Consider the following 16,208-nt stretch of genomic DNA (forward strand, 5'->3'; position numbering starts at 1 on the left):
CTGCCGCGCAGTCCAGCGTAGGACAGGTGCAAGCCGTGCGGGGACAGGAAGTCGGTCATGGGGCGTTTGCCTCTCACTCATTATTATGGGCGGTCAAGGCAGGCTGACCGCTGCGAGGGACATTAATAAGCAGGCGGGCGCGGCGCAATTCGATAAACGCATCTCTGTGCGTTTATCGAACAGGAACGTTCAGGCGAACAGTTGCGCGCTGAGGTCGCGGCTGGCGGCGAGCATGATCGGCAGAAAGCGCTGCTCAAGCTCGGTGCGACTGACCCGCCCGGCATGGGTGCTGACGTTGAGCGCCGCCAGCACCTGGCCGGAGGCGTCATAGACCGGCACGGCGATCGAGCGCAAGCCTTGCTCGAGCTCCTGATCGACCACGCACCAGCCTTGCTGGCGAACCAGTTGCAGGCATTCGAGCAGGGCCACCGGGTCGTGAATGGTGCGGCTGGTCTTGGCCTGCAGGTCGGCATGCTCCAGGTATTCGTGCAGGGTCGCGTCGTCCAGCGCCGCCAGCAGGATGCGACCCATGGAGGTGCAATAGGCCGGCAGCCGTCCGCCAACCGACAGGTCGACCGAAATCAAGCGCTGCACGGTGGCGGAACGGGCGATGTAGAGAATGTCGTCGCCTTCCAGGGTGGCCATGTTGCAGGCCTCATGCAACTGATCGCTCATGCGGTCCAGATACGGCTGTGCCGACACCGCCAGGGGTGTCGACGACAGATAGGCATGGCCCAGGGTCAGCACCTTGGGCAGCAACGAATAAGTGCGCCCGTCGGTAGTGGCGTAGCCCAGCTTGATCAAGGTATGCAGGCAACGGCGCACCGCTGCCCGGGGAATTTCCGTGCGATGGCTGATCTGCGCGATGGTCAGGTGGCGCTTGCGCTCCTGGAAGGCCTGCACCACTGCCAGGCCCCGGGCCAGTGAGGTCATGAAGTCGGGGTCGCCGGTGAAGGCCTGGATACGCTTGGCCGGCGAGGCGACGATGGGCGGCGCCAGGGACGCAAACGAGCTACGCACGTTGTCGTTCAATCCTGGCCCTTTGGGCGTGGTTTCTTCTGTCATGGCTAGCCTCGGCAACACGGTCACTAGGGCGATTATCGAACCATCGACCGATAATCGCAATTGACCGCTACCCTCAATTGCTTATACCTTTCTACCGCCACCATGTGGCTTCTTGGAGAGACTGGTCAGGTACCCACCGTAGAAGTCCCAGGCACGGCCTTGCCCACGAAGCGAGGCCGTTTTTCTTCCCTCCGTACAATGCGGGGCTTTGTAGCCGGCGAACTTTTTCTTTACCCTCGGCTCGAATTTAATACTCGGACGTCTGACTACATTCATAACGTGGTAACAAAGCGGGTGCTCTTATCAACCCTAGCGCGTGCTACTGTCAGACAAACTGCTTGCTATAATAAAACTTCGTATCCCTGCCCTCGGGCAGGGATAGTGCGGATCCAATCCGCGTCTGCCCAGGTAGACACAACTGGATTGTTGCAAGTGCCACTCACGTGAATAGCCGTTGTTCACATTCGCTTGCATCATCACAACCTACTGTTGCTGCGACAGTTATGCCGCTCTGGCAGCGTAGCCGTGTGCATGTTGCGCCCCGCGCACTATTTGCCCACGTAATCGCCAGGGTTTATATCCACACTACAGGTAGTACTGTGACCAAAGATGAACTGCGCGCGGAACTAGAGCGCCAGGAACAACGTTACAAGGACGTCTATGGCGGTGAAGTGACCACTTATGCCGCGCAACCCGACCCGGAACGCAAACCCTGGCGAAAACGCGCAAGCGTGCTTGACCAGGCCTTTGCTCAGGAGCTGGAAAAAATCGAGAAAGAACTCAAGGACCAGGCGCCCTGAGCCGCAGTTACAGGCGACTGGAACATGCCGCTCAACGGCGTGCCGAGGCGCTTTTACCTGACCGTAATGCAACGGATTTTTGCGCTTGCATGCGCATGCCGTAACGGAATTTCACAAATTTCATACGGTCGTTTGATTTCTTTCTGACAGAACAGAACGTTCTCAAATATCTAATTTTTCTCGATTTTTTCGAATTTTAGCCGACGTTAAGCGAAGCATCGCCGACTCAACGGGTCAGGCACGGGGGTAGAAAAGTCGTCGAGCGGTCAGCAGCAGGGGCATCGATTACCGGGGATTTCTGGCATAATCGCGCCCCCTTATGACCGGGTCAGAATTCCTTCATGATCGATTTATTCAGCGGACTTGATGCCTGGGTACTGGTGAGCTTGCTGCTCGCTCTGACCTTCGTACTCGCCTTCGAGTTCATCAATGGCTTTCATGACACCGCTAACGCGGTAGCTACAGTCATCTATACCAAAGCCATGCCGCCGCACCTGGCCGTGTTCTTCTCCGGCGTGTTCAACTTCCTCGGCGTTCTATTGGGCGGTGTCGGCGTGGCATATGCCATCGTTCACCTGCTGCCGGTCGAACTGCTGATCAACGTGAACACCGGCCACGGCCTGGCGATGGTCTTCTCTCTATTGGCCGCCGCCATCACCTGGAACCTGGGCACCTGGTACTTCGGGATCCCGGCGTCCAGCTCGCACACGCTGATCGGCTCGATCCTCGGCGTGGGCCTGGCCAACGCCCTGCTCAACGACATTCCGTTGGGTGACGGGGTCAACTGGCAGAAGGCAATCGACATCGCCATGTCCCTGGTACTGTCGCCCATGGCCGGCTTTGCTGTGGCGGCCCTGGTGCTGATCGGCCTTAAATGGTGGCGCCCGCTGTCGAAGATGCACAAGACCCCGGAACAGCGCCGCAAGCTTGACGACAAGAAGCACCCACCGTTCTGGAACCGCCTGGTGCTGGTCATTTCGGCCATGGGCGTCAGCTTCGTGCACGGCTCCAACGACGGCCAGAAGGGTATCGGCCTGATCATGCTGGTGCTGATCGGTATCGTCCCGGCCCAGTTCGTTCTCGACCTGAACAGCACCACCTACCAGATCGAGCGGACCCGCGACGCCACTCTGCACCTGAGCCAGTTCTACCAGCGCAACGAAGCGACCCTGGGTGAATTCCTGGCCCTGGGCAAAGCCAAAGATGGCGACCTGCCGGAGCAGTTCAGCTGCAACCCGCAGCAGACCGAGCCGACCATCAAGGCCCTGCAGCAATCGCTCAACGGCGTAGCCGACTACCACTCGCTGTCGGCGGAAAAACGCGTCGAAGTCCGTCGCTACCTGCTCTGCCTGGACGACACCGCGAAGAAGGTCGGCAAGTTGCCGGGCCTGCAAGCGCGCGAGAAGGCCGACCTGGAAAAACTGCGTAAAGACCTGACCGCCACCACCGAATATGCCCCGTTCTGGGTCATCCTCGCGGTCGCCCTGGCCCTGGGCCTGGGTACCATGGTCGGCTGGAAGCGCGTGGTGCTGACCATCGGCGAGAAGATCGGCAAGCAGGGCATGACCTACGCCCAGGGCATGTCGGCACAGATCACCGCAGCCTGCGCCATCGGCATGGCCAACATCTTCAGCCTGCCGGTTTCGACCACCCACGTGTTGTCGTCGGGTGTAGCCGGGACCATGGTGGCGAACAAGAGCGGCCTGCAAAGCGGCACCGTCAAGACCATCCTGCTGGCCTGGGTCCTGACCCTGCCAGCCTCGATGGGCCTGGCGGCTGGATTGTTCTGGCTGGCGACCAAAGCCATCGGCTAAGACACCCGCACAAAAAAAGGCGCCCCAAGGGCGCCTTTTTTATACCTGGCAGAATCAGCGGCGCTTGCTGCTACCGAGCAACGAGCCCATCAGGCCACGCACCAGTTGGCGCCCGAACTGGTTGGCCGCCTGGCGTACCGCCGACTTGATCGCCTGCCCCGCCGCGCTCTGGAGGAACTCACCGGCCTTGTCGGCAAAGCTCTCCTCAGCCGCTGCCGGCGCTTGTTCAGGCCCGGCCGCGCCGCCTTTACGGGCGTTGAGCATTTCATAGGCCGACTCACGGTCCACCGGTTTGTCATAGCGCCCGGCCAGTGGCGACGCGGCAATCAGCGCCGCCCGCTCAGCAGCGCTCAGCGGCCCGATACGCGACTGCGGCGGCGCGATCAGCACGCGCTGGACCATGCCCGGCGTGCCCTTTTCCTGCAGGGTTCCGACCAACGCCTCACCGATGCCCAGTTCGGTCAGCACACTCAGGGTGTCGAACTGCGGGTTAGGACGAAAGCCATCGGCCACGGCCTTGAGGGACTTTTGCTCCTTGGCAGTGAACGCTCGCAGGCCATGCTGGACCCGCAGGCCCAACTGCGCCAGGACATCATCGGGCAGATCGCTCGGCGACTGGGTGACGAAGTACACCCCTACGCCCTTGGAACGAATCAGCCGCACCACCTGTTCCAGACGGTCCTGCAGGGCCTTGGGCGTACCATTGAACAGCAGGTGCGCTTCATCGAAAAACAACGCCAGCAACGGTTTGTCGGCATCGCCGCGCTCGGGCAATTGCTCGAACAGCTCGGCCAGCAGCCAGAGCAGGAAGGTCGCATAGACCTTGGGCGCCTCATGCACCAGGCGGCTGGCATCGAGCAGGTGAATACGCCCGCGGCCATCGGCATCCGGTTGCAGGATGTCTTCCAGCTGCAAGGCGGGCTCGCCGAACAACGCCTCGGCGCCCTGCTGCTCCAGGGTTGCCAGGCGCCGCAACAGGGCCTGGCTGGAACCTGTGGTCATCAGCGCACTGTCTTCACCGAGTAGCTGCGGGTTGTCCTTCAAATGTGCCAGCAGCGCCTTGAGGTCCTTGATGTCCAGCAGCAACAGGCCGTCGCGGTCGGCAACCTTGAACGCGGCATACAGCGCCGCCTGCTGGCTGTCGGTCAGTTCCAGCAGGTTGCCCAGGAGCAACGGGCCCATTTCACTGAGGGTGGTACGCAATGGATGACCGGACTGACCGTGAATGTCCCACAAGCTGACCGGATACGCCTGAGGCCGGTGCCCCAGCCAGGGCATGCCGGCAATGCGCTCGGCCACCTTGCCTTGCGGGTTGCCTACTGCGCCCAGGCCGCACAAGTCGCCTTTGACGTCGGCGGCAAACACCGCTACGCCCGCGTCACTGAAGGCTTCAGCCATATGTTGCAGGGTCACGGTCTTGCCGGTACCGGTGGCCCCGGCCACCAGGCCGTGGCGGTTGGCCAGGCGCATGGCCTGGGCCACCGGCTGTCCGGCAAGGTCGGCGCCGAGCACGAATTGCGAAGAGTCAGGCATGTTTTTTCACCCTCTGTTTAAAGCTTTGGCTGGAAACGGCCGATATTAAATGGCGACAGACCACCAGAAGACAGGAATAGCCCGACAAGGAATTGGGACCTGCACTGCTTTCACGCTGTTCTTTGTGCGAACGACCCGGACAACAAGACCTTAGCGGACCGACACGTTATGAACAAAAGCCTCCGATTCAGCCACAAGATCCTATTGGCCGCCTCACTGATCGTCATGATCGCCTTTACCCTGTTTACCTTGTACAACGATTTCTTGCAGCGTAATGCCATTCGCGAGGATCTGGAAAACTATCTTGAGGAAATGGGCGAAACCACTTCGACCAATATCAAGAACCTGTTTGACGGTCGTATTCTGCTGGTACAAAACGTTGCACAAAACATCGCCGCGTTTCCCGAGGCTGACAAGATCGGCACCCTGCTCGGCCAACAGGCATTGGTCTCAAGTTTCCTGACAATTTACCTGGGTGACGTCAACGGCGGGTTCACCATTCGCCCGCAAACCAAGATGCCGGACGGCTACGACCCTCGCGTGCGCCCCTGGTACAAGGACGGCATGGCGGCCAACGGGCCGATCCTGACCGAACCTTATATTGATGTCAGCACCGGCAAGATGGTCATCTCGGTGGTGGCGACCGCTGCGCGCAATGTCGGCGTGGTCGGTGGCGACCTGGCCCTGGACGGCCTGACCGAAATCATCAACTCGCTGAACTTCGGCGGCATGGGCTATGCGTTCTTGATCAACGATCAGGGCAAGATCCTCGTGCACCCGGACAAGAACCTGGTGATGAAGTCGCTGTCGGACCTGTTCCCGCAGAACACCCCGCGCATCAGCAAGGAACCGAGCGAAGTCCAGCTCGATGGCAAGACCCGGATCCTCAGCTTCGCCCCGGTCAAGGGCCTGCCTTCGGCCAACTGGTACATCGGCCTGTCGGTAGACAAGGACGAGGCCTACTCGATGCTGAGCGAGTTCCGCACCTCTGCGGTGATTGCAACCCTGGTGGCGGTAGTCATCATCATTGCCCTGCTCGGCCTGTTGATCCGTGTGCTGATGCAACCGCTGCACACCATGACCCGCGCCATGGAAGACATCGCCGAAGGTGAAGGCGACCTGACCAAACGCCTGGCCATTCACAACCACGACGAATTCGGCATCCTCGGTACCGCCTTCAACCGCTTCGTCGAGCGTATTCATGGCTCGATCCGCGAAGTGTCCTCGGCCACCGAACAGGTCAACGAAGTAGCCTTGCGGGTGGTCAGCGCCTCCAACTCATCGATGGTCAACTCCGACGAGCAGTCCAACCGCACCAACAGCGTCGCTGCGGCGATCAACCAGTTGGGTGCCGCCGCCCAGGAAATCGCCCACAACGCCGCGCAAGCCTCGCAACAGGCAAGCTCGGCACGCCACCTGGCCGAAGAAGGCCAGCAAGTGGTCGATCGCAGCATCCAGGCGATGAACCGCCTGTCGGACCTGATCTGCACCTCCAGCGCCCACATCGAGACGCTCAACAGCAAGACCGTGAACATCGGTCAGATCCTCGAAGTGATCACCAGCATCTCGCAACAGACCAACCTGCTGGCGCTCAACGCGGCTATCGAGGCGGCACGGGCCGGTGAAGCCGGGCGCGGGTTTGCCGTGGTCGCCGATGAAGTACGCAACCTGGCGCACCGCACCCAGGAATCGGCGCAACAGGTGCAGAACATGATCGAGGAGCTGCAGGTCGGTGCCCGCGAGTCGGTCGACACCATGGGCCAGAGCCAGCGCCACAGCCAGGACAGCGTCGAGATCGCCAACCAGGCCGGCGAGCGCCTGGGCAGCGTGACCCTGCGCATCGGCGAGATCGACGGCATGAACCAGTCGGTGGCCACCGCTACCGAGGAACAGACGGCCGTGGTCGATTCGATCAACATGGACATCAATGAAATCAACATGCTCAACCAGGAAGGGGTCGAGAACCTGCAGTCGACCCTGCGCGCCTGCGCCGACCTGGAGCAGCAGGCCAGCCGCCTGAAACAACTGGTGGGCAGCTTCCGTATCTGAACTTGAGCGGCAAGCTTGAAGCGGCAAGAAGAAGCGGTGCCATGTGCGCTCTGCTTTTTCTTGCCGCTTGCAGCTTGTAGCTGACCGCTGCTGAACCCAGTCGAACAAACTATCCTTCATAGAGGTCAACCTTAGGGCGCGTCTCCAGTGGCGAAAAGCTGCCTGGCGACACACTTTGGAGACGATCTCGGAGGGATGCTGATCGTGCACATCGCGGACATCACCATGTTCTACGCCCCTGCCAGCGGCGGCGTACGAACCTATCTTGATGCCAAACACCGCCGTCTGGGCCTTACCCCCGGCGTCCGTCACAGCCTGTTGATCCCCGGCGCCAGTGCCAGTCACGACAACGGCATCTACAAGGTGCCGGCACCGGCCCTGCCGTTTGGCAACGGCTACCGCTTTCCTCTGCGCCTGGCGCCCTGGCGCAATATCCTGCAGGATCTTCAGCCCAATCTGATCGAAGTCGGCGACCCTTACCTGACCGCCTGGGCGGCGCTGGATGCCCGCCGCCAGCTCGATGTGCCGGTGATCGGCTTCTACCACTCCGACCTGCCGCTGCTGGTCAGCAACCGCATGGGCAACTGGTTCACGCCAAATGTCGAGGCCTATGTCAGCAAGCTCTACGGCAACTTCGACCGGGTCCTGGCGCCGAGCCAGGTGATGGCCAACAAGCTGCGCGGCCTGGGTATCGATAATGTTCATGTGCAGCGCCTGGGCGTCGACCTGGCGACCTTCAACCCGCAGAACCGCGACCTGTCGTTGCGCCAGCAACTGGGTATCGCCGATTCCACGCGGCTGCTGGTATTCGCCGGCCGCGGCTCGCGGGAGAAGAACCTGCCGGTGCTGCTCGACTGCATGAAACGCCTGGGCAAGCACTATCATCTGCTGCTGGTCGGTTCGCATATGCCGACCCATGTGCCGGCCAATGTCAGTGTCATCGATCACTTCTGCCCGGCCAGCGAAGTCGCCCGCCTGCTGGCCAGCGCCGATGCCTTGCTGCACGCCGGCGACCAGGAAACCTTCGGCCTGGTGATCCTCGAAGCCATGGCCAGCGCCATCCCGGTCATAGCCGTGGCCGCCGGGGCCTTCAGCGAAATCGTCAACGACCAGTGCGGCCGCCTGTGTACACCCAACGATGGCCAGGCCATGGCCCGCACGGTCAGGGAGGTGTTCGAAGCCGGTGCCCGGCAGATGGGCCTGCAGGCGCGTGCCCATGTCGAGCAATATTACGCTTGGGACACTGTGGTCAATGGCTTGCTGGAGCATTACCGGGCAGTGCTGGGCCACCCGATGCCGGTGCGCATCCATGCCTGAGCACACCGATCGACCAAGCCTGCTGCTGGTGCTGCATGATGTTGCGCCGCAAACCTGGCCTGACTACCAGCCCTTCGTCGAAGCGGTGGATGCCCTGGGCGATATCCCCATGACCTGGCTGGTGGTGCCGGACTTTCACAAGCGCAACGCCCTGGAGCAGGCGCCCGGCTTTCGCCTGATGCTCGAACGGCGCCTGCAGCGTGGCGACGAGATGGCACTGCATGGCTATTTTCACCTTGATGACAGCCCGCCGCCGCGTTCGCCACGGGACTACTTCATGCGCCGGATCTACACCCGGGAAGGTGAGTTCTACAGCCTTGACCAGGCCCAGGCCCGCGAGCGCCTGGAAGCCGGCATCGCGCTGTTCCAGCGTTATGCCTGGCCGCTGTCAGGTTTCGTCGCCCCGGCCTGGCTGATGAGCGACGGCACCCGTCAGGCACTGTGCAGCCTGCCATTGAGTTACACCAGCGATCCACAGCACCTCTACCGACTACCCGACTTCACCCCGCTCCCGGCGCCTGGTCTGGTCTGGAGTGCCCGCAGCAGCTGGCGGCGCGGCCTGTCGAAAGTGCTCTGCGATGTACGTGAAGCGCGCCTGGGCAATGCCCCGGTCATACGCCTGGGCCTGCACCCGGTGGACATGCGCCATGGCTTGTCCCGCCGTTACTGGCTACAGACCTTGAAACGCCTGCTGCGCCAGGGCCGCGAGCCGATGACCAAGTCCGCCTGGCTGGCCAGCAGGCACGGCCGGTGAACCGCCTGCTCTGGCTGCTCCTGGCGCTGATCATGGCAGTGCTGGTGCCGACCTTGCTGGGCGGCAGCGAACTGGTGCCGCGTCTGCGTGGCTTCGCGCCACCGTTGCTGCTTGGCCTGTTCGCGATGATCGTGCTGTGCTGGATCATCAATGCCATCCGCCTGCGTTTGCTGCTCGGCAGCCAGGGCGCGGCGCTGGGGCGCTTGCGCAGCCTGGGGGTGATCATGGCCACTGAATTTGCCATTTGCACCACGCCTGGCGGCAGCGGCGGGCCGCTGGCCCTGATGGCCTTGCTGGCCCGCGAGCGCATTGGCCCTGCGCGCAGCAGCGCGGCGTTCGCCGCCGACCAGCTCAACGACTTGCTGTTCTTTTTCTGCGCCATGCTGGGGATCGCCGGCTACGCACTGTTCCACAGCCTCAACCGCAGCCTGGAAGGCATGTTGCTCGCCAGTGCGCTATTGATGTTCACAGCCTGCGGCGCTTTGCTCGGGCTGATGTGCTACCGCCGCACGCTGCTGCGCCTCAATGGCCGGCTGCTGCGCAGGCTCAAGGTGCCCGCCCAGAGACGCCGGCGCTGGACGCGCAAGCTGCTGCACTTCTTTCGTGCCTTCGGCGACACCTGGCGCCTGCCCAAACGCACCCTGGCGCTGGTGTTTGCCCTGACTTGCGTGCATTGGGGATTACGTTACAGCGTGCTGTACCTGGCGCTGCGCGGGCTGGGCGTCGACTTGCAGTGGATACCGAGCTTTCTGGTGCAGATGCTGTCGCTCAGCGCGGGGCAGTTCAGCCTGCTGCCGGGGGGCGCGGGGGCCGCCGAGATGACCTCGGCCGCGTTGCTTTCACCGTTGGTGGGGACCTCCACGGCGGCGGCGGCAATCCTGATCTGGCGGTTGGTGACCTATTACTTCTATCTGCTCGCCGGTGGCCCGGTGTTTCTCTGCCTGTTGGGCCGGCCGCTGCTGGAGCGCTTGCGGCTCAGCCAGGCGCGGGGTCGTCGCTAGCCGGCTTGAGCTGCTCCCAGAGCTCGGCGGCACCCGGAAAATCGGTGCCATCGTCGCTGTCCAGCGCATCCGGGTCGTAGCGGCTCAGGCAGCCCTCGCCGAGGGTTGGCGGGGCCTTGGAGGTTGCCTTGTCGAGGGGATCGGCCATGGAGCAACCTCCTGCACTGACGCTTAGTTGAACACCACGGTCTTGTTGCCGTGCACCAGCACGCGGTCCTCCAGGTGGTAGCGCAGGCCACGGGCCAGGACCATCTTCTCGACATCACGGCCGAAGCGGACCATGTCTTCGATGCTGTCGCTATGGCTGACACGGACCACGTCCTGCTCGATGATCGGGCCGGCATCGAGTTCTTCGGTGACGTAGTGGCAGGTAGCGCCGATCAGCTTGACCCCACGCAGCGAAGCCTGGTGGTACGGCTTGGCGCCGACAAACGATGGCAGGAAGCTGTGGTGGATGTTGATCACCTGCTGAGCGTACTCCTGGCACAGCTGTGGCGGCAGGATCTGCATGTAGCGCGCCAGCACCACGACATCGGCACCGTGCGCCTTGACCAGGCGCGAGACCTCGGCAAAAGCCGGTTGTTTGTCCTGCGGGTCGACCGGGACATGAAAGAACGGGATGCCGTGCCACTCGACCATGCTGCGCAGGTCGTCATGGTTGGAGATCACGCAGGGAATGTCGCAGTCGAGCTCTTTGGCGTGCCAGCGGTGCAGCAGGTCGGCCAGGCAATGGGACTCACGGCTGGCCATCAGCACCACACGCTTCTTCTGGTCGGTATCGGTGATACGCCAGACCATCGAGAACTCTTCGGCGATCGGTGCGAAGGCTTCGCGGAACGCCTCGATGCCAAACGGCAGGGTCTCGGCGCGGATTTCGTGACGCATGAAGAACCAGCCGCTCTGCTCATCGGAGTGATGGTTGGCTTCGTTGATCCAGCCGTTGTAGGACGCCAGGAAATTACTGACTTTGGCGACAATGCCAACGCGGTCGGGGCAGGCAATCACCAGCCGGTAGGTGCGCATGAAGTGGACTCCAGAAACTTTCGCAAAGGCGCACATTCTAGCGAGTGCCCGGCAAAACTGCAGTACTCATTGCTGGCGGCCCGCCGACTGACCCGCCGTCGCTGCAGGCGGCCGGCGCCGGCGCAGCACCGGGCACAGATTTAAGTTAACTTTTGAAGCAGCGTATTAGTTTGTAAATTTTTCTTAACCTAATCTATCGCCGTGATTAACAACTCCTTGAGCTAATTGCCTGTTTTAATGTTTACTTGGCGAGGACGTCTGATTATTATTGCCGCACTGTCTCTCAGAAAACCTTCATTTCCAAGGAACGCCTCATGTCCCTGATCAACGAATATCGCGCCACCGAAGAAGCCATCAAAGAACTGCAGGCGCGTTTGCAGAACCTGTCGCAAGACGACAAGCTGAAAACCGAGCTTGAGTTCGAAGGCAAACTGCGCGCACTGATGGGCGAATATTCGAAGTCCCTGCGTGACATCATTGCGCTGCTGGATCCAGAAGCCAAACTGAGCAAAGCCCCACGCGGCGCAGTAAAAACCACCGGCACCAAGCGTGCGCGCAAGGTCAAGCAATACAAAAACCCGCACAACGGCGAAGTCATCGAAACCAAAGGCGGCAACCACAAAACCCTGAAAGAATGGAAAGCCAAATGGGGTGGCGATGTGGTTGAAGGCTGGGCAACCCTGCTGGGTTAATTGGCCCGCTGGTAACCTTGTGTTACTCGCTAAAAAAACGCCAGCTTAGCTGGCGTTTTTTATTTTCAACGATTGCTTACATTCCCAATTGCAACTTCAATGCCTGCACATGGCTGCGCCACTGACCAAGCAGCGCCTGCTGCTGGGCATCGGCCTCTGCCCAACAGTCCTGCAAGGCCCGCTCGAAATCACCGAGGGTATTGGGTGCCCCCATCAACGGATCACTCAGGCGTTGCTGGCAAAAGGTCTGCCAGCGCTGGCGCTCCTCGGCATTCAAGGTTTCGTTGAAATTACGCGCACGATAGCGAAACAACAGTTCCGGTAAACGTTCATCATCGAACATCCACTGGCCCTGCCCCAACTGCTGTGGATCGACACTGCGCACTTGCTCGCATAACCGACGATCACGGTCGCCAAGAAAGCCATCATACAACTGCTGTTCCGGATCTTCGCTGGGGGCAAACTCCTCGGCGCTGTAGATTACTGGCAATTTGTCTTGCCATTGCCCTGCTGTGGCAATCAGGCTGGCAGCGCGCGCCTGATAAACAGACATATCCAGTTCCAGCCGCTGCTGATCTTCCCCACGCAATACACTTAAGGGGGCGACTACCGGGCAGCGATTGATGTGGATTAATTTCAGCGGTACCGGCAATTGTCCGTCAGGCATTTCCTCGCGACGTGTGTATAAACGCTGACGCAGTGAATCAGCATCCTCATCGATCAAGGGCTGCGCATCCAGATGCAGGTCACAGACGATCAAGGCATTGCGATTACGCGGATGCCAGGCCAGGGGTAATACCACCCCCAGATAATTACGTGCCGCCGAAAAACGACCGGAAATATGCACCAGCGGCTGTAACAATCGAATCTGGTCGAGGACTTTCTGCTTGCTGCGCAGTTGAAACAACCAGTCATAGAGCTTGGGTTGTTTCTGTCGGATCAATCGCGCAAGTGCAATTGTCGCGCGCACGTCCGACAACGCTTCGTGTGCCTGACCATGGTCGATGCCGTTGGCGGCGGTGAGCAACTCCAGGCGCAAACTGGTGCGCCCGTCCTGTTGCGGCCATTCAATCCCGTCCGGGCGCAGAGCATAGGCGGCGCGGACGATGTCGATCAGGTCCCAGCGGCTGTTGCCGCCCTGCCACTCGCGGGCGTAAGGATCAAAGAAGTTGCGATACAGGCTGTAACGAGTGACTTCATCATCGAAGCGCAGGCTGTTGTAGCCGGCGCCACAGGTGCCCGGACGTGCCAGTTCGGCATGTACCCGGGTCATGAACTCGGCTTCGCTCAAGCCCTGGCTGGCCAGTTGCTGCGGGGTGATGCCGGTGACCAGGCAAGCCTTGGGGTGCGGCAGGATGTCGTCGCTGGGCTGGCAATAGAAGTTGATCGGCGCCTCGATCTCATTGAGCTCGAGGTCGGTGCGCACCCCGGCAACCTGCAAGGGCCGGTCGTTGCGCGGGTTGATGCCGGTGGTTTCGTAGTCGTGCCAGAAAATGCTGGAGCTCACGGGGTCGTCCTGAACAGAAGATCGACCAGAGTCTAGGGCCAGCAGCCCGCCAGGGCCAGTGTCAGGCCGAGGCGTTCAATGGATGGAAGCTGAAATAGTTGCGCAGGGCGCGCACCAACAGCTCGTAGTCACGTGGTGCCTGCAACAGCATGAAGCCCGAGTCGTAATGCCCGGGCGTCTGGTCTTCATGGCTCCACAGGCAACTGGCGGTGAGGTTGATCGGGTGCACGGCGCCATCGCGGCCCGGAACTTTGAGTTGCAACTCGAAATCCGGGCCGACCAGCATCGGCAACTGGCTGATCAGCATCAGGCCGTCTTCCGACACATTGCCCAGGTAGCCGATGGGCTGGTCGGTGAAGCGGTTGAAGACTTTGAGAAAATAAGGGAGCTGGTGACGCTCGATGCGGCGCTCGTCAAACATGGTCGGGATCGCTGTCGAAGACCCTTTTAGCAGGGCCGCGCTAGAGCTGCTGTTTTTCATTCATCTCAGCAACAAGATTAGCGCACCCTGACCCGCACGTCACAATCAGACTTGCTGACTTTAGTATTAACGCCAAGGCGTGGTCGTTGCCGGTCGGGCAATCGCGGCTTCGCCAGTGCGGTAGTGGCCCAGTTGCTCGAGGGTCTGCAGCCGCGCGCGGGCACGGAAGGCGTATTCGCTCTGCGGGTAGCGCTGGAGAATGAACTGGTAGGTCTGCGCCGCATCGACGAACAGCTTCTGCCGCTCCAGGCACTGGCCACGCAGCAGCGACACTTCCGGCTGGATGAACGGTCGGGCACGGCTGGTGCGCTCGACCTGGGACAGCTCCAGCATCGCCTGCTCGCAGTTGCCGCGGTCATAGGCGCGGTAGGCGTTGTTCAAATGATGGTCCATCGACCAGCGGGTGCAGCCGACGACGCTGGTCGCCAAGGCTAAAACGATCAAGGCTCGCATGGGGATCTCCTGTATTGAGCAGTGTATCGGCTTTGGCTGGAAAATCTGTAGACCGTGCTGGCCGATCGCTGGCAAGCCAGCTCCCACAGGATTGGCGCCGCTCTCGGGGTTAGCACTCCCCCGTTCAAACGCCACCCCCGCTAACCGGCAGGTAGTGCAAAGGAACAATGACTACAGCAATTTTCCGGAGTAGCCTTTCGCTGCGCTTCACTATAGGAGTCTGTGCATGACCATCCGCCGTACCAAAATCGTCGCCACCCTTGGCCCCGCCAGCAACTCGCCGGAAGTAATCGAGCAACTGATCCTTGCCGGCCTGGATGTCGCTCGCCTGAACTTCTCCCACGGCACGCCTGACGAGCACAAGGCTCGCGCGCGCCTGATCCGCGATATCGCCGCCCGCCTGGGCCGCCACGTGGCGCTACTCGGCGACCTGCAAGGGCCGAAGATCCGTATCGCCAAGTTCAGCAACAAGCGTATCGAGCTCAAGGTCGGCGACCGCTTCACCTTCTCCACCGCCCACCCGCTGACCGAAGGCACCCAGGAAATCGTCGGCATCGACTATCCGGACCTGGTCAAGGACTGCGGCGTCGGTGACGAACTGCTGCTCGACGACGGCCGCGTGGTCATGCGCGTAACCAGCGCCACTGCCGATGCCCTGCACTGCGAAGTACTGATCGGCGGCCCGCTGTCCGACCACAAAGGCATCAACCGTCGCGGCGGCGGCCTGACTGCTCCGGCCCTGACCGAAAAAGACAAGGCCGACATCAAGCTGGCAGCCGAAATGGACCTGGACTACCTGGCCGTTTCCTTCCCGCGCGATGCCTCCGACATGGAATACGCCCGTCGCCTGCGCGACGAAGCCGGCGGCAGCGCCTGGCTGGTGGCCAAGATCGAGCGCGCCGAAGCGGTCGCCGATGACGAGACCCTCGACGGCCTGATCACCGCCAGTGACGCGGTCATGGTTGCCCGTGGCGACCTGGGCGTGGAAATCGGCGATGCCGAGCTGATCGCGATCCAGAAGAAGATCATCCAGCACGCCCGCCGCAACAACAAGGCGGTGATCGTTGCGACCCAGATGATGGAGTCGATGATCCAGAACCCGATGCCAACCCGTGCCGAAGTCTCCGACGTGGCCAACGCCGTGCTAGACAACACCGACGCGGTGATGCTGTCGGCCGAAAGTGCCGCCGGCGCCTACCCGATCGAAGCCGTACAGGCCATGGCGCGCATCTGCCTGGGCGCCGAAAAGCACCCGACCAGCCAGAAGTCCAGCCACCGTCTGCACACCCGCTTCGAGCGCTGCGACGAAAGCATCGCCCTGGCGGCCATGTACACTGCCAACCACTTCCCTGGCGTCAAGGCGATCATCGCCCTCACCGAAAGTGGCTACACCCCGCTGATCATGTCGCGCCTGCGTTCTTCGGTGCCGATCTACGCCTTCTCGCCGCACCGCGCCACCCTGGCCCGCGCCGCGATGTTCCGTGGTGTGTACCCGGTAGCGTTCGACCCGGCAGCCCTGCCGGCCGAGAAAGTCAGCCAGGCGGCAGTCGACGAGCTGCTGCAGCGCGGCGCGGTCGAGCCAGGTGACTGGGCGATCCTGACCAAAGGCGACAGCTACCACACCATCGGTGGCACCAACGGCATGAAGATCCTGCACGTCGGTGATTCGCTGGTCTGATGCTCGGACACTGCTGAACAAAGCCCCGCAGCCTGTGCTGC

General features: G+C 61.5%; 14 protein-coding genes and 2 pseudogenes. 9 read left to right on the forward strand and 7 right to left on the reverse strand.

What is annotated here, in order from left to right:
* Window positions 1-189: 189 nt before the first annotated feature.
* Window positions 190-1,065, reverse strand: coding sequence for a pca regulon transcriptional regulator PcaR (pcaR, locus tag PspR32_RS20865; RefSeq protein WP_174242307.1), 876 nt, complete (start codon window positions 1,063-1,065; stop codon window positions 190-192).
* 599 nt (window positions 1,066-1,664) lie between these two features.
* Between pcaR and PspR32_RS20870 the strand changes: the two genes are divergently transcribed.
* Together PspR32_RS20870 and PspR32_RS20875 are read left to right on the forward strand one after the other, a co-directional pair.
* Complete coding sequence (locus PspR32_RS20870; RefSeq protein ID WP_010220873.1) at window positions 1,665-1,865, forward strand: hypothetical protein; 201 nt, start codon at window positions 1,665-1,667, stop codon at window positions 1,863-1,865.
* A gap of 341 nt (window positions 1,866-2,206) precedes the next feature.
* Window positions 2,207-3,679, forward strand: a complete 1,473-nt coding sequence (locus PspR32_RS20875) for an inorganic phosphate transporter (protein ID WP_010220872.1) — start codon at window positions 2,207-2,209, stop codon at window positions 3,677-3,679.
* 54 nt (window positions 3,680-3,733) lie between these two features.
* Here the strand turns inward: PspR32_RS20875 and PspR32_RS20880 are convergent, their stop codons facing one another.
* A complete protein-coding gene (locus PspR32_RS20880; RefSeq protein WP_159389112.1) occupies window positions 3,734-5,212 on the reverse strand; it encodes a helicase HerA-like domain-containing protein in 1,479 nt (492 codons plus the stop codon).
* A 312-nt stretch (window positions 5,213-5,524) separates the two neighbouring features.
* Between PspR32_RS20880 and PspR32_RS26755 the strand changes: the two are divergent.
* The 5 genes and pseudogenes from PspR32_RS26755 to PspR32_RS20900 form a co-directional block, all read left to right on the forward strand.
* A pseudogene (locus PspR32_RS26755) lies at window positions 5,525-6,403 on the forward strand (HAMP domain-containing protein); the annotation flags it as partial.
* A gap of 261 nt (window positions 6,404-6,664) precedes the next feature.
* A pseudogene (locus PspR32_RS26760) lies at window positions 6,665-7,261 on the forward strand (methyl-accepting chemotaxis protein); the annotation flags it as partial.
* Between the two features lie 195 nt (window positions 7,262-7,456).
* Entirely contained in the window at window positions 7,457-8,578 is a 1,122-nt protein-coding gene (locus tag PspR32_RS20890) for a glycosyltransferase family 4 protein (protein ID WP_036996739.1), read from the forward strand.
* Window positions 8,571-9,332, forward strand: a complete 762-nt coding sequence (locus tag PspR32_RS20895) for a DUF2334 domain-containing protein (RefSeq protein ID WP_036996740.1) — start codon at window positions 8,571-8,573, stop codon at window positions 9,330-9,332. The genes PspR32_RS20890 and PspR32_RS20895 overlap by 8 nt, the downstream gene beginning before the upstream one ends.
* A complete protein-coding gene (locus tag PspR32_RS20900; RefSeq protein WP_010220865.1) occupies window positions 9,329-10,333 on the forward strand; it encodes a lysylphosphatidylglycerol synthase transmembrane domain-containing protein in 1,005 nt (334 codons plus the stop codon). The genes PspR32_RS20895 and PspR32_RS20900 overlap by 4 nt, the downstream gene beginning before the upstream one ends.
* On the opposite strand, the gene PspR32_RS26230 is transcribed toward PspR32_RS20900, so the two are convergent.
* Complete coding sequence (locus tag PspR32_RS26230) at window positions 10,308-10,481, reverse strand: hypothetical protein (protein ID WP_162835467.1); 174 nt, start codon at window positions 10,479-10,481, stop codon at window positions 10,308-10,310. The two genes, PspR32_RS20900 and PspR32_RS26230, sit on opposite strands and share 26 nt — an antisense overlap.
* Before the next feature lie 23 nt (window positions 10,482-10,504).
* Window positions 10,505-11,356: a formyltetrahydrofolate deformylase gene (gene purU / locus PspR32_RS20905; RefSeq protein ID WP_036996741.1), complete on the reverse strand. Its 852-nt coding sequence runs from the start codon at window positions 11,354-11,356 to the stop codon at window positions 10,505-10,507.
* A gap of 314 nt (window positions 11,357-11,670) precedes the next feature.
* On the opposite strand from purU, the gene mvaT reads away from it, so the two are divergent.
* Window positions 11,671-12,048, forward strand: a complete 378-nt coding sequence (gene mvaT, locus PspR32_RS20910) for a histone-like nucleoid-structuring protein MvaT (protein WP_010220862.1) — start codon at window positions 11,671-11,673, stop codon at window positions 12,046-12,048.
* 76 nt (window positions 12,049-12,124) lie between these two features.
* Here the strand turns inward: mvaT and sbcB are convergent, their stop codons facing one another.
* The 3 genes from sbcB to PspR32_RS20925 form a co-directional block, all read right to left on the reverse strand.
* Complete coding sequence (sbcB, locus tag PspR32_RS20915; protein ID WP_036996743.1) at window positions 12,125-13,555, reverse strand: exodeoxyribonuclease I; 1,431 nt, start codon at window positions 13,553-13,555, stop codon at window positions 12,125-12,127.
* Window positions 13,556-13,616: 61 nt separating this feature from the next.
* Window positions 13,617-13,976, reverse strand: a complete 360-nt coding sequence (locus tag PspR32_RS20920; protein ID WP_010220860.1) for a PilZ domain-containing protein — start codon at window positions 13,974-13,976, stop codon at window positions 13,617-13,619.
* Between the two features lie 126 nt (window positions 13,977-14,102).
* Entirely contained in the window at window positions 14,103-14,489 is a 387-nt protein-coding gene (locus PspR32_RS20925) for a tetratricopeptide repeat protein (RefSeq protein WP_010220859.1), read from the reverse strand.
* 226 nt (window positions 14,490-14,715) lie between these two features.
* Here PspR32_RS20925 and pyk point away from each other — a divergent pair, with 226 nt between their 5' ends.
* Window positions 14,716-16,167: a pyruvate kinase gene (pyk, locus tag PspR32_RS20930; protein ID WP_159389113.1), complete on the forward strand. Its 1,452-nt coding sequence runs from the start codon at window positions 14,716-14,718 to the stop codon at window positions 16,165-16,167.
* Window positions 16,168-16,208: the final 41 nt, after the last annotated feature.

This window comes from Pseudomonas sp. R32 (assembly GCF_009866705.1).
Classification (GTDB): Bacteria; Pseudomonadota; Gammaproteobacteria; order Pseudomonadales; family Pseudomonadaceae; genus Aquipseudomonas; species Aquipseudomonas donghuensis.